Consider the following 12,588-nt stretch of genomic DNA (forward strand, 5'->3'; position numbering starts at 1 on the left):
CAATGCCTACTCGAACCGATCCGGCAAATGATGCTCTTCCGCAAGGTCCGAGAAGCGGGTGAATTCGCCCTGGAAGGCGAGGCTGACCGATCCCGTTGGGCCGTGGCGCTGTTTGGCGACGATGACCTCGGCCTTACCGCGCATCTCGTTCATCTCGTGTTCCCATTTGATGTATTCGTCGGTGCCCGGCTTCGGCTCGCGGTTCTTCAGATAATATTCCTCGCGGTAGACGAACAGCACCACGTCGGCGTCCTGCTCGATGGAGCCCGATTCGCGCAGATCCGAAAGCTGCGGGCGCTTGTCGTCGCGGCTCTCGACCTGGCGCGACAGCTGCGACAGCGCGATGATCGGCACCGCCAGCTCCTTGGCTAGTGCCTTGAGGCCGGTGGTGATCTCGGTGATTTCCTGGACGCGGTTTTGCGAGGATTTTGCGCTCGATCCCTGCATCAGCTGGATATAGTCGATAACGATGACGTCGAGGCCGCGCTGGCGCTTCAGGCGACGCGCGCGGGCCGACAGCTGAGCGATGGAAATGCCGCCGGTCTGGTCGATGAACAGCGGGATTTTCTGCATTGTCTGCGAGCAGGCGACCAGCTTTTCGAAATCCATCTCGCTGATCTCGCCGCGCCGGATTTTCGACGACGGGATTTCCGTCTGTTCGGAAATAATGCGGGTGGCCAGCTGTTCGGATGACATTTCGAGCGAAAAGAAGCCGACGACGCCGCCATTGGCCGCCTTGAACGAGCCGTCCGCCTGCTGCGCCGGGACATAGGCCTCGGCGATGTTGAAGGCGATATTGGTGGCGAGCGAGGTCTTGCCCATGCCGGGGCGGCCGGCAATGATGATCAGGTCGGACGACTGCAGGCCGCCCATGCGGCGGTCGAGATCGCGCAAGCCGGTAGCAACGCCCGACAAATGCCCGTCGCGCATATAAGCCGCATTGGCCATGTCGACGGCGGTCTTGACGGCATCGGTGAAGCTCTCGAAGCCGCCATCGTAGCGGCCGGTTTCGGCCAATTCGAACAGGCGCCGCTCGGCATCCTCGATCTGGTCGGAGGGCGACATGTCGACCGGCGCGTCATAGGCGATGTTGACCATATCCTCGCCGACAGTGATTAGCGCGCGCCGCGTCGCCAGATCGTAGATGGCGCGGCCATAGTCGGTGGCGTTGACGACGGTGACGGCCTCGACCGCCAACCGCACGACATATTGCGCCACCGTCATGTCGCCGACCTTCTCATCGGCCGGCAGGAAGGTCTTCAGCGTGATCGGCGTCGCGATCTTGCCCATGCGGATGAGCTCGGCCGCGACCTCGAAGATCTTTCTATGCAGCGGCTCGTAGAAATGGCCGGGCTTCAGGAAGTCGGAGACGCGGTAGAAGGCATCGTTGTTGACCAGTATGGCGCCGAGCAGCGCCTGCTCGGCCTCGATATTGTTCGGCGCCTCGCGATAGAGCGGTGTTTCCGCCACGCCGAATTTTCGTGCTGCCTCTGCCATGATGTCCCCGGTCCTGATCCCCGTCTTTCGATATCAGAACGAGACAAGTCGGTGATGACTTATCTGCATCAGTCCCCAACCAACCAACTTTGATGCCCACGATTCACAGCCAGGTTCTTTCGGTGGAAAGAATCTCGATTGACTCGAATCAAGATGGCGAGCCTAGCCGTTCTCAGGCGAGAACAAAACAGGAAAATAGCTGCCGGTCATTCCGGCAAGGCATCACCCCAATCCAGTCGCCGCGCGGCCTTGAACGTCTCGCCGTCGCGCTTGGTGAACAGTCGCTCGGCAGCACCCCCATCCTGTTCGCAAAGCTTCAGCAAGACCTTGCCGGAGCCCGACTTCGGCGGTGCGATCACTCGCGCTCGAGGCGGAGCGGCCGGATGGCGGGAGGCCGCGACAAAGATGAATTTCTCGTCCTCCCACGGCACCTCGGCATCCTTGGCCAGCCGGTGCAGGCGCGAGCGGGCGACGCGACGGGCGAAATGGCACCAGTCGGGAGCGACGAGCGGGCAGGGCGCCTCATGCGGACATGGCGCGAGCACATGCGCGCCCGCCTCGATCAGCTGCCGCCGCACGGCAAGAATACGCTGCCAGCCGGCCGGCGTGCCCGGCTCGACCACCAGCAGCGTGTCTGCGGTCAGCTGCCAGAGCCGGTCGACGAGTTTTGCCAGCGATGCCGGCGCGATCTCATCCAGCACATAGGCCGAAGTCACCAGCTCGGCCGGATCCAGATCGACCAGGTCGATGGTGATGTCGCCGGTCCGCCAGGCGGTCCTGGCCGTGATCGAATCCGCGGCAAGTGCTTCGCCGACCCTTCGTACCGCGGCGCCGGCCTCGAGTAGCACCGCCTGTTCGAGATCCGGCCAAAGATTGATTGTGGCCCAAAGCACCGTGCCAGGGCCGGCGCCGACATCGAGCAAGGTCTTCGGAGCATAGTCGGGCCGAGACTCGCCCACCGCATCGAGGCTGGCGCGAACGGCCGCATAGGTCGCCGGTAGCCGCGTTGCCAGATAGGCCTTCACCGCCATGTCTTCGGCCATGTGCAGGCGACCGTCGCGCAACTCTGCGCGGTAGCGGTCCGACAGCGTCTTTGCCGCTTGCTTAAGCATCGGCAACGGCACCTGTTCGAGAAGGCGGTCGACGCCTTGTCTAAGCGGGACGGGCAGTTCCATCGCTTACGCCGCCCGAGGTGCGAGCACGATGACCGAGGCGCCAACGATGCAGATCGCGGCACCGGCAAGGTCCCAGCGGTCTGGGCGCACGCTTTCCGCCAGCCACAGCCAGACCAGCGAGGCGGCAATGTAGATGCCGCCATAGGCGGCATAGGCACGACCGGCCGCACTGGCGTCGACCAGCGCCAGCAGCCACGCAAATAGCACCAGCGAGACGAGACCGGGCGCCAACCACAGCGGCGACTTGTCCAGCCGCCACCACGCCCAGAACGAAAAGCAGCCGGCGATCTCGGCAAGTGCGGCGGCGACGTAGAGGAGGTAGGTCATGAAAAAAGGTCCCGCGTTGACGAGACCTTTTTCAGCGTGCCGGCCGGCAATGGCAAGCGGCAATGGTGCAATCGCAGGCAGTCTACTCCGGATCCGCCACCTTGCGGCGGCGAGTGGGCTTGGCCGCAGAAGCCTTTTCACGACGTCCAAGATCGCGCATCTCCAGCGCCTTCTCGCAACTGGCCATGTAGTCGCGCGTCATCGGCAGCGTGTCGTTCTTCTTGGCAATCTGGATTTGGAAAATCACCAGATCCTGCCAGCGGAAAGCGGCTTCCGAGGCGGCAAGATAGAACTCCCACATGCGGCAGAAGCGCTCGTCATAAATCGCCTTGGCCTTGTCGCGGTTGGCGGCGAAGCGCTCGCCCCAATGCTTTAGCGTCTCCGCATAATGCAGCCGCAGGACCTCGATATCGGTGACGACGAGCCCCGATTTCTCGATGGCCGGCATCACTTCGGAGAGTGACGGGATGTAGCCGCCCGGGAAGATGTACTTGCGGATGAAGGCGCTGGTTGCCCACGGCACGCCGGAGCGGCCGATCGTGTGCAGCAGCATGACGCCGTCCGGCTTCAGCAGCGTCGCCGACTTGTCGAAGAAGGTGCGGAAATGATTGACCCCGACATGCTCGAACATGCCGACCGAGACGATGCGGTCGAAACGCTCATTGAGCTCGCGATAGTCCTTGATGTCGAAATGCACCCGGTTTTGCAGGCCTTGCGCATGGGCGCGGTCGGTGGCGACGCCGTGCTGCTCGGTCGACAGCGTCACGCCTTGCACGTCGACGTCGAACGCCTTGGCTAGATAGAGCCCAAGCCCACCCCAGCCGGAGCCGATATCAAGAACCGTCTGGCCGGCCTTCAGCCTGAGCTTGGCGGCGATATGGCGCTTCTTGGCCGCTTGTGCCTCGTCGAGCGTCATGTCCGGCTGCTCGAAATAGGCGCAGGAATATTGCATGTCCTCATCGAGGAAGAGGCGGTAGAGGTCGCCCGACAGATCGTAATGGCGCTGCACGTTGCGGCGCGCCCGCGACGCCGTGTTGATCTGCTGCAGGCGCCGGAAGGCGTGGCGCAGACCTTCGATCGCCTTCGACCAGGTGGCATCGATACCGCCGCTGCCCATGTTCTGGAAGGCAATCCGCATCACCCCCAGAACGCCGCCCTCGAGAATGTCGAGTTCACCGTCCATGTAGGCTTCCGGCACCGCCAGCATCGGATCGAAGGTTATTGCGCGCTCGGCATGCCTTGTCTTGATGTGCATGTGCACCGGCTCGCCGCTGCCGTCACCGAAAGTCACCATCGAGCCTTGCGGCCCTGTCACCTTGAGATTGCCTATGCGGACCAGGCGGTCGAGAACGCGTTTCAGCAGAATATTCATGACCAATTGTCCCCTCTCGGCCAGACATGCTGTCCTATTCTGCATCAAGATATAGGGGTTCGAAAAGTTCCATTTGGCATAAAAATGCCCGGGTACGAGGCCCGGGCATTGGTCCAGAATAGCGATTAGCCGGCGAATGCCGACGAATGACGATCAGCCGTTGTCTTCGCCGCCTTCGAACTCCGCATTCGGATCGAAGAAGTTTTCCGGCCGCGCATTATCGTTGATGTCCTCGCCGTAGATGGCTTCGGCGGTGGTCAGTGTTTCGCCCTTGGCCTGGCGCTCGGCTTCGTCGGCCGTGCGGGCAATGTTGAGCGTGATGGTAACCTCGACTTCCGGGTGCAGCGCGATCGCCACATTGGTGACGCCGATGGTCTTGATTGGCTGGTTGAGCAGGATCTGGTTGCGGTTGACCGAAAAACCTTCCGCCGTCACCAGCTCGGCGATGTCGCGCGTCGAGACCGAACCATAAAGCTGACCGGTTTCGCCGGCCGAGCGCACGGCGATGAAGCTCTTGCCGTCGAGCTTTTCTGCAATCTGCGCGGCTTCGGACTTGCGCTCCAGGTTGCGGGCTTCGAGCTGGGCCCGCTGTCCCTCGAACTTCTTCTTGTTAGCTTCGTTGGCGCGCAGCGCCTTGCCTTGCGGCAGCAGGAAATTGCGGGCGAACCCGTCCTTGACCTTGACGGTATCGCCCATCTGGCCGAGGCGGGAAACGCGTTCGAGAAGAATGACTTCCATGGTTTTGTTCCTTCGCTTGGGCGCTATCCTCAGGATCGGCGCCGAATTGTCTGGAACAGGTCAGGAAGCTGGGGCGTCATCGCCTGTGTCGCTGTCCTGCCTGTCGCGGCAGTTAGGATCTCTTGTCGAAATCCAACCCGGGATTTAGTGTTCGATCCGGCTACGCCCGTCGTGGCCGGTGAAAAAGCGGGCGGCGAACCGCCCGCCTGAAGTGTTAGCGGACCACGTAGGGCAGCAGGCCGAGGAAGCGGGCGCGCTTGATCGCCTTGGCGAGTTCGCGCTGCTTCTTCTGGCTGACGGCGGTGATACGCGATGGCACGATCTTGCCGCGCTCGGAGATGTAGCGCTGCAGAAGCCGCACGTCCTTGTAGTCGATCTTCGGCGCGTTGGCGCCGGAGAACGGGCAAGTCTTGCGGCGACGGTGGAAGGGGCGCCGGGTTGGGATCTGGTTGATGTCGACCATTATTCTGCGGCTCCTTCAAAGCCTTCGCGCGGACGGCGCGGGCCACGATCGGCACCGCCATCGCCGAAGCTGCGCGGCGGACGATCACCACGGTCACCGCGATCGCGGTCGCCGAATGAGCGCGGGCCACGATCGCCACGGTCGCGGTCGCCGAAGCCGCCGCGTTCCGAGCGCTCTTCGCGCTTCTGCATCATTGCCGACGGACCTTCCTCATGCGCATCGACCTTGATGGTCAGGAAACGCAGTACGTCCTCGGACAGACCCATCTGACGCTCCATTTCGTTGAGCGCGGCCGGCGGGCAGGTGATGTCCATGAGTGTATAGTATGCCTTCCGGTTCTTGTTGACCCGGTAGGTGAGGGACTTCAGTCCCCAGTTCTCGACCCGGCCGACGGACCCGCCATTCGCGGTGATGACGCCCTTGTACTGTTCGACAAGCGCATCGACCTGCTGCTGCGAGAGGTCCTGCCGGGCAAGAAACACATGTTCGTATAGAGCCATAGTATTCGTGCCTTTCTTCGTTTCTCTCCCGGTTCCCGGCGGCAAAAGCCTCTGCAACTTCTCTGACCCGCAATCCTTGCGAAGGCGGGGAAGAAAGGAGCATGACGAGACGGTCGAGAGCGGAGACACGGGAGGCGGAAGCGCTTCTGGCTTCACGCGAAGGTTTCGAAAAACCTCCGGCCCTCCGTTCAGCCCCCAGCAAGGACCGGCAGATTGCGGGCGTCTATACAGGAATTTGACCGCAAAGCAAGGCCAAACGACAGGGCAAACGGCCCTACCGTCCCAGAGCGCCACGGGCCTCGACGGCAAGGCTTACGGATTTCCTGAAACCGGACCTTAACCACCATGCGAAGTTCCAGCACCGGCGGGCGTGGCGGCAACCCGTCGTTCATCATGCGGATGCAAAAGCAAACAGTCTGTGCGAGGTCGGCAGCAAGGCGGTTTTGGGGACAAAAATGCTTTTCGACAAATTCTGCCGTTCGAAGAGCGGCAACTTTGCCCTGATGCTGGCGTTCGGGCTGCCTGCGGTTCTGACCGCCGTCGCCTTTGCCGTGGACGTGTCCACCTTGATGAGGGCCAAGGTCAGCTTGCAGAACGCGCTCGATGCCGCGAACCTTGCATCTTCGCATCTCGGCGACATCGAGGCTTCGCGCAAGGACGTCTTCGACCGCTACTTCCAGACCAATGTCGCCGGCCACAGCGAGTTGAGGAACGCCGAAGCGACGCTTACCGTGGAAAGGGGCCTCAATTACATCCAGACAAAGGCTGTCGCCATGGCGGACGTCAATTTGAACTTCGCCTTCCTGTTCGGCAACGACAAGCGCATCACCGTCGATGCCGGCGCCGTCGAATCGACCAATCAGCTCGAAGTCGTGCTAGTGCTCGACAATACCGGGTCGATGGCCAGCAACGATCGCATCGGCGCATTGCGGACGGCGGCGACGGCCCTGATCGATATGCTCGAAGCGGCGAAGTCGCCGACGCGCAGCGTACGTGTCGCGGTGGTGCCGTTCGTCACCGCCGTCAACGTCAAGGGCGAGGACTACGATCCGGCCTGGATCGACATGGCCGGCAAATCGCCGAACAATGGCGCCAATTTCCCCTTGGTCGGCGGCAAGCGCGTCAACCATATGGACCTGTTCAAGCAATTGGGCGTCGAATGGAGAGGCTGCGTCGAAAGCGCGGCCCGGAACCAACAATGTTTCCGACATTTCGCCCGACCAAAACAAACCGGACACCCTGTTCGTACCCTATTTCGCGCCGGACGATCCAGGTAACGCTAAAAATCCAACCAGCTCCTACGGCAATTCAGCGACCGGCTACAACAATTCCTATCTCGACGATACCGTTGTCACCGTGCTTCCCGGCCTCACCAGCGACATGGCGAAGTACAGTGTTTCGACGATGAAGCTGATCAACGACAAGAGAGGCCCACTGACTATCGGCCCAAACCGGGCCTGTCCGACGCCGATAGTGCCGCTGACCGATGATTTCGACAAATTGCGGAAGGCCGTCGGTGAGATGATCGAATGGAACGGCTCGGGGACCAATGTTTCGGAAGGCTTGTCATGGGGGATGCGGGTGCTCTCGCCGGAACCGCCTTACAGCGACGGCGCGCCGTTCAGGGCGTCAGGCACGACCAAAACGGTGCTGCTGCTCACCGACGGCGAGAATGTTGTCTATGGCGCGAAGGATACGCCACAGAAATCGGACTATGGCTCCTACGGATTCCTGGCCTCGGGTCGGTTTGGATCCAGCGACCAGACCGCGGCTGCGCGCAATGTCGACGATTGGACAACCAATGTATGCAACACATTGAAGAAGCAGGACGTACAGATATTCACAGTGCTGCTGCAGGCCGACACCGCAGCCAACCGCAAGCTCTACGAGGCCTGCGCATCGTCGCCGTCGGATTATTACCCGACCAACGACGTCAGTCAGCTCGAAAGCGTCTTCCTGAAAATCGGAAGCTCGATTTCGCAGCTGCACTTGACGAACTGAACGACGTCGGCCGCTCTCCCGCAGCCGCTGCTCAACTCGTGTGTGCAGCCACTTTGCCTGTGGTTTCGGGGAAGAAATCGGGCGCCGCATGGCGCTTGCCGAACATCATGTCGTATTGCAGCAGACGGAAGTCGCGGATTGCCGGATCGATCTCTTTCTGACGCGACCAATCGGGGGTGGCGTCGCCCCCGGGTGCCAAAAGCAAATTGCGGTCGATAACGCGGTAGCGCTCTCGCAACTGTCCGAGGAAGCCGGTGTAATAGGGATGGCTGATGCCGGCTGTCTTCAGGATATGGTAGGGCAGGAAGGACGGGCTGACGGCGCCCAGATCCTCGGCCGGGCCGCTGCGATTCGACCAGACGACCAGCGGCGTCTGGTGGTGTAGCAGCATCTGGTCGGCCGCCTCCTTGCGCGGCGCAACATTGTCCTTCAGGAAGCCGGTCTCGACGTAGACCGGCCCAAGCGGCGGCAGATGGTCGCCGAAGAACGCGATGACGGTCGGCCGCTCGCGTTTCTTCGCCCATTCGATCAGCCGCTCGAGGCCGCGGTCCGCGTCGGAAGAGCCTTCGGCATAGCTCAACAGCGATTCACGCGCCCATTGGCTGATCGGCGCCTGCACCTTGTGGGTCGGATTGTTATAGCGATACGGCTCATACGGCCCGTGGTTCTGCAGGCTGACGGCGAAAAAGAAGACCGGCTCGGCGCTGGTATCGGCTTCGTGGATGATCTCGTCGGTCATCGCAGCGTCCGACGCGAGCGGTCCGCGCTTCTGCATGGGCGGCAACGTCTCCTCGGACTTGAAGTCGTTGAAGCCGAAATCGGCATAGACAGCCCCCCGGTTCCAGAACCAGTTAGTGCCGGGATGGATAGCGCGCGCCCGGTAGCCTTGACTTTTCAGGAAGGTCGCCAGCGAGGGAGTCGGTGTCCGCACATATTGCTGGTAGGGAATGCTGCCCGCCGGCAGGAAGGCGTTGGAAAAGCCGGTCAGGGCCTCGAACTCGATGTTGGCCGTCATGCCGCCGAACTCGGGCGAGAACATGTAACCCGTGCGCAGTGCCCGCACATTGGGGATAGGGTCGGGCGTGATGGTGACGCCGGGTAGCTTGGTCGGATCCCAGAAGGATTCGCTCATGACGACGATGATGTCGGGCTTCTCGGCGGGTACCGAAGCCGTCACCTGCGGTTTGCCGATCGCTTCGATCGCCTTGCCGGAATAGCCGGGCGGCGCCGAGACATGCGCCATCGGGACGTTCAGCGCGAAGGCGAGCGCAAAACCGTTCGAGGCATAGTTTTCCTTCTGGTCCCACATGATCGGGATGATCTGCAGCCGGTCGCGTGTCCACGAGAAAGTGGCATAGTCCATGATGGAGACGAAGAAGGCGATCAGCGGCACCGTCAGCGTCAGCCGGGCAAGGCGGCCCTTGTGGCTGAGTGCCGGAACGCGGCGGCGCCATAGCCGCCAGCCATAGACGAGCAGCGACAGCCCGCCGACGATGCCGATCGCCAGGGCAATGGCGGTTCCCGGGCGATCGCGTACCAGAAGCGGCATCAGTGCCACGATCTGCCGGGAATAGAGGAAATCGGTCGGATAGAGCGGATCGCCGAGATACAGCGACTTCTGGTGGCCGACGAACGCCAGCGACAATGTCAGCGGCGCGACGATCATCAGGCTCTGATGACTGCGGCCGAGCACGGCGTCAAGGCCGATGAGGATCAGCGCAAAAATGATGATCGTGGTCCAGCCGGGTTTGAAAGGCTGCAGAAAGAAATCAATGGTGCCGGCAAAGTTGCCGCGCACGATCAGTTCGATGGCAAACACAAGGACGGCCGCAGCCAGCAAGCTGATAAGGCCATAGCGGATGACAGGCCATTTGCGCGCCGGCAGATAGCCGGTCGACGGATCGCCTTCAAGAAACTGGGGCGCCGCCTCGGCTGCGCTCTGCTTGGTCTTTGCCACTTCAATAGTTCCCCGGCCCGCAACAAAAGCGTCACTCGATTGTCATCGAACTGTCACGCAAAGCTTAGCGCCTGCGGCGGAAATAAGAAGAGCCAGCAAACAAATCGTGAGCGGTTTTCATCATGAGTGATCGCCAAAAAGCCTGCCGAAACAGGCACTCGGCCGATATTACGCGATCAAGGTTGGACTTGACTTGGCCGCACGCCTTGCGTCACAGGCAACGTGAACCAGCAGCTGGGAGCCGCCGATGGCCATCGCATTCACCTTTCCGGGGCAGGGCAGCCAGGCTGTCGGCATGGGCAAGGACCTCGCCGATACCTTTGTGGAATCGCGGCGGATCTTCGAGGAAGTTGACGACGCGCTCGGCGAAAACCTATCGAAGCTGATCTGGGAAGGCCCGGAAGAGACGCTGACGCTGACCGCCAACGCCCAGCCGGCGCTGATGGCGGTGTCGCTTGCCGCAATCCGGGCGCTGGAGGCGCGCGGCTTCTCCCTGAACGGCAAGGTCACCTATGTCGCCGGCCACTCGCTCGGCGAATATTCGGCACTTGCGGCCGCAGGTTTCGTTTCGGTCGCCGACGCCGCCCGGCTGTTGCGCATCCGCGGCAACGCCATGCAGGCGGCTGTGCCGGCCGGCGAGGGCGCCATGGCGGCGATCATCGGGCTGGAGCAGGCCGACGTCGAAGCCGCTTGCGCAGAGGCCGCCCAGGGCGCCGCCAAAGATCCCGCACAAGCCTTGGTTTGCCAGATCGCCAATGACAATGGCGGCGGCCAGCTGGTGATCTCCGGCGCCAGGCCAGCGGTCGAACTGGCGGCGAGGCTATGCACGGAGAAGGGCGCCAAGCGGGCGCTGATGCTGCAGGTCTCGGCGCCCTTCCATTCGGCATTGATGAAGCCTGCGGCCGAGATCATGCGGGAGGCGCTGGCCGCCGTGACGAAGAGTGCGCCGGTCGTGCCGCTGGTCTCCAATGTTACGGTGACCCCGACGAGCGATCCCGACGAGATCGCCCGCCGACTCGTCGAACAGGTGATCGGGCGCGTGCGCTGGCGCGAAACGGTGGAGTGGTTCGGCAGCAACGGCGTCGTGACGCTTTACGAAGTGGGCGCCGGTAAGGTGCTGTCGGGGCTGGCCCGCCGCATCAACCGCGACATTGCCACCAGCAGCATCGGATCGGCGGCGGAGGTCGAGACCGCACTTGCCGCCTTGGGTGACCACGTAGCTTGAATTCATCTGTGCTTGCCGCTACATGAATACATGTATCGCAACAAGGTGCGGCATGCCCACATCGATCCGCCTTTCTCCTGAAGTCGAGCAGCGCCTGGATTTTCTCGCGGCCAAGACTGGTCGCAGCAAGGCCTACTATCTGCGCGAGCTCATTGAACGTGGTCTGGAGGACTTGGAGGATTACTACTTGGCTGCCGAAGTCGTTGAGCGGATCAGGCGTGGTGAAGAAGACGTCATGAGAGCCGAGGACTTCTGGCGTGGCCTGGACGCTTGAATACGCCCGCTCGGCGCGAAAATTTGTCGAAAAACTGGATCCGCAGACACGTCACCGTATCCGTGATTTTATTGAAAACCGCATTGCCGTTCTCGACAACCCGCGTGAACTCGGCAAACCGCTGAAGGGCCCGCTCGCAACCTTTTGGAGATATCGCGTCGGGGATTATCGCATCATTTGCGATGTGCAGGATAACCGGCTCGTCATTCTGGTGGTAACCATAGGCCACCGCGGCGACGTTTACAGATAGCCGAACTCACCGGCCCGTATGATTGGCCAGTACGATTTGGGAAGAGGATAAAACATGTTCGAATTGACCGGCCGCAAGGCGCTCGTCACCGGCGCATCGGGAGGTATCGGCGAGGCGATCGCCCGGGTGCTGCACGGCCAGGGCGCCATCGTCGGCCTGCATGGCACACGTATCGAGAAACTGGAGGCGCTGGCCGCCGAACTGGGCGACCGGGTCAAGCTTTTCCCGGCCAATCTTTCCAACCGCGACGACGTCAAGGCGCTCGGCCAGAAGGCGGAGGCCGACCTCGAAGGCGTCGACATCCTCGTCAACAATGCCGGCATCACCAAGGACGGGTTGTTCGTACGCATGGCTGACGCCGACTGGGATAGCGTGCTCGAGGTCAACCTGACCGCCGTGTTCCGGCTGACCCGCGAGCTTACCCATCCGATGATGCGGCGCCGCCATGGCCGCATCATCAACATCACTTCAGTGGTTGGCGTCACCGGCAATCCCGGCCAGACCAACTACTGCGCCTCCAAAGCCGGTATGATCGGCTTTTCCAAATCGCTGGCGCAGGAGATCGCCACCCGCAATATCACCGTCAACTGCGTCGCCCCGGGCTTCATCGAATCGGCGATGACCGCCAAGCTCAACGACAAGCAGAAAGAGGCGATCATGGCGGCGATCCCGACCCGGCGCATGGGCACGGGCGCCGAAGTCGCCTCTGCCGTCGCCTACCTAGCTTCCAACGAGGCAGCCTACGTCACCGGCCAGACCATTCATGTGAATGGCGGCATGGCAATGATCTAACACTTGGGAAAACGCTT

At 61.9% G+C, this 12,588-nt stretch carries 14 protein-coding genes; 6 read left to right on the plus strand and 8 right to left on the minus strand.

What is annotated here, in order from left to right; all coding sequences use genetic code 11:
- Positions 1–6: 6 nt before the first annotated feature.
- From NKI70_RS08275 to rpsF, 7 genes are all read right to left on the minus strand, one after another.
- Entirely contained in the window at positions 7–1,497 is a 1,491-nt protein-coding gene (locus NKI70_RS08275; RefSeq protein ID WP_023677714.1) for a replicative DNA helicase, read from the minus strand.
- Between the two features lie 206 nt (positions 1,498–1,703).
- On the minus strand, positions 1,704–2,672 hold the full coding sequence (locus tag NKI70_RS08280) for a small ribosomal subunit Rsm22 family protein (RefSeq protein ID WP_352698637.1): 969 nt from the start codon (positions 2,670–2,672) through the stop codon (positions 1,704–1,706).
- A gap of 3 nt (positions 2,673–2,675) precedes the next feature.
- Complete coding sequence (locus NKI70_RS08285; RefSeq protein WP_352698635.1) at positions 2,676–2,999, minus strand: YnfA family protein; 324 nt, start codon at positions 2,997–2,999, stop codon at positions 2,676–2,678.
- An 82-nt stretch (positions 3,000–3,081) separates the two neighbouring features.
- Positions 3,082–4,371 (minus strand): cyclopropane fatty acid synthase, encoded by a 1,290-nt coding sequence (locus NKI70_RS08290; protein WP_352454398.1) that lies wholly within the window; start codon positions 4,369–4,371, stop codon positions 3,082–3,084.
- 153 nt (positions 4,372–4,524) lie between these two features.
- A complete protein-coding gene (rplI, locus tag NKI70_RS08295) occupies positions 4,525–5,109 on the minus strand; it encodes a 50S ribosomal protein L9 (RefSeq protein ID WP_254820243.1) in 585 nt (194 codons plus the stop codon).
- A gap of 214 nt (positions 5,110–5,323) precedes the next feature.
- The gene (gene rpsR / locus NKI70_RS08300; protein ID WP_006203718.1) at positions 5,324–5,572 is read right to left on the minus strand and encodes a 30S ribosomal protein S18; all 249 of its coding nucleotides are present in this window, start codon (positions 5,570–5,572) and stop codon (positions 5,324–5,326) included.
- Positions 5,572–6,072, minus strand: a complete 501-nt coding sequence (rpsF, locus tag NKI70_RS08305) for a 30S ribosomal protein S6 (protein WP_292663863.1) — start codon at positions 6,070–6,072, stop codon at positions 5,572–5,574. The genes rpsR and rpsF overlap by 1 nt, the downstream gene beginning before the upstream one ends.
- Positions 6,073–6,527: 455 nt before the next feature.
- Here rpsF and NKI70_RS08310 point away from each other — a divergent pair, with 455 nt between their 5' ends.
- Together NKI70_RS08310 and NKI70_RS08315 are read left to right on the plus strand one after the other, a co-directional pair.
- Positions 6,528–7,349: a pilus assembly protein TadG-related protein gene (locus tag NKI70_RS08310; protein ID WP_352698633.1), complete on the plus strand. Its 822-nt coding sequence runs from the start codon at positions 6,528–6,530 to the stop codon at positions 7,347–7,349.
- A gap of 79 nt (positions 7,350–7,428) precedes the next feature.
- Complete coding sequence (locus tag NKI70_RS08315; protein WP_352698631.1) at positions 7,429–8,073, plus strand: vWA domain-containing protein; 645 nt, start codon at positions 7,429–7,431, stop codon at positions 8,071–8,073.
- Between the two features lie 31 nt (positions 8,074–8,104).
- Here the strand turns inward: NKI70_RS08315 and NKI70_RS08320 are convergent, their stop codons facing one another.
- The gene (locus tag NKI70_RS08320; protein WP_352698629.1) at positions 8,105–10,030 is read right to left on the minus strand and encodes an LTA synthase family protein; all 1,926 of its coding nucleotides are present in this window, start codon (positions 10,028–10,030) and stop codon (positions 8,105–8,107) included.
- Positions 10,031–10,277: 247 nt separating this feature from the next.
- Between NKI70_RS08320 and fabD the strand changes: the two genes are divergently transcribed.
- Genes fabD through fabG form a run of 4 tightly spaced genes read left to right on the plus strand, consistent with a single transcriptional unit; the run spans position 10,278 to position 12,571 of the window.
- Positions 10,278–11,255, plus strand: a complete 978-nt coding sequence (gene fabD, locus NKI70_RS08325; protein ID WP_352471091.1) for an ACP S-malonyltransferase — start codon at positions 10,278–10,280, stop codon at positions 11,253–11,255.
- Between the two features lie 52 nt (positions 11,256–11,307).
- Complete coding sequence (relB, locus tag NKI70_RS08330; RefSeq protein ID WP_352467166.1) at positions 11,308–11,529, plus strand: type II toxin-antitoxin system RelB family antitoxin; 222 nt, start codon at positions 11,308–11,310, stop codon at positions 11,527–11,529.
- Positions 11,513–11,779, plus strand: a complete 267-nt coding sequence (locus NKI70_RS08335; RefSeq protein WP_352467165.1) for a type II toxin-antitoxin system RelE family toxin — start codon at positions 11,513–11,515, stop codon at positions 11,777–11,779. The genes relB and NKI70_RS08335 overlap by 17 nt, the downstream gene beginning before the upstream one ends.
- A 54-nt stretch (positions 11,780–11,833) precedes the next feature.
- Entirely contained in the window at positions 11,834–12,571 is a 738-nt protein-coding gene (gene fabG, locus NKI70_RS08340; RefSeq protein WP_352453223.1) for a 3-oxoacyl-[acyl-carrier-protein] reductase, read from the plus strand.
- Positions 12,572–12,588 lie beyond the last annotated feature (17 nt).

The organism is Mesorhizobium sp. M0500 (assembly GCF_040321165.1).
In the GTDB taxonomy this organism is placed as follows: Bacteria; Pseudomonadota; Alphaproteobacteria; order Rhizobiales; family Rhizobiaceae; genus Mesorhizobium.

Bases quoted from the DNA above. Each gene is read 5' to 3' on its own strand.
- NKI70_RS08275 (WP_023677714.1), bottom strand. From the start codon at position 1,497: ATGGCAGAGGCAGCACGAAAATTCGGCGTGGCGGAAACACCGCTCTAT.
- NKI70_RS08290 (WP_352454398.1), bottom strand. From the start codon at position 4,371: ATGAATATTCTGCTGAAACGCGTTCTCGACCGCCTGGTCCGCATAGGC.
- NKI70_RS08310 (WP_352698633.1), top strand. From the start codon at position 6,528: ATGCTTTTCGACAAATTCTGCCGTTCGAAGAGCGGCAACTTTGCCCTG.
- rpsR (WP_006203718.1), bottom strand. From the start codon at position 5,572: ATGGTCGACATCAACCAGATCCCAACCCGGCGCCCCTTCCACCGTCGC.
- fabG (WP_352453223.1), top strand. From the start codon at position 11,834: ATGTTCGAATTGACCGGCCGCAAGGCGCTCGTCACCGGCGCATCGGGA.
- NKI70_RS08285 (WP_352698635.1), bottom strand. From the start codon at position 2,999: ATGACCTACCTCCTCTACGTCGCCGCCGCACTTGCCGAGATCGCCGGC.
- relB (WP_352467166.1), top strand. From the start codon at position 11,308: ATGCCCACATCGATCCGCCTTTCTCCTGAAGTCGAGCAGCGCCTGGAT.
- rplI (WP_254820243.1), bottom strand. From the start codon at position 5,109: ATGGAAGTCATTCTTCTCGAACGCGTTTCCCGCCTCGGCCAGATGGGC.
- rpsF (WP_292663863.1), bottom strand. From the start codon at position 6,072: ATGGCTCTATACGAACATGTGTTTCTTGCCCGGCAGGACCTCTCGCAG.
- fabD (WP_352471091.1), top strand. From the start codon at position 10,278: ATGGCCATCGCATTCACCTTTCCGGGGCAGGGCAGCCAGGCTGTCGGC.
- NKI70_RS08280 (WP_352698637.1), bottom strand. From the start codon at position 2,672: ATGGAACTGCCCGTCCCGCTTAGACAAGGCGTCGACCGCCTTCTCGAA.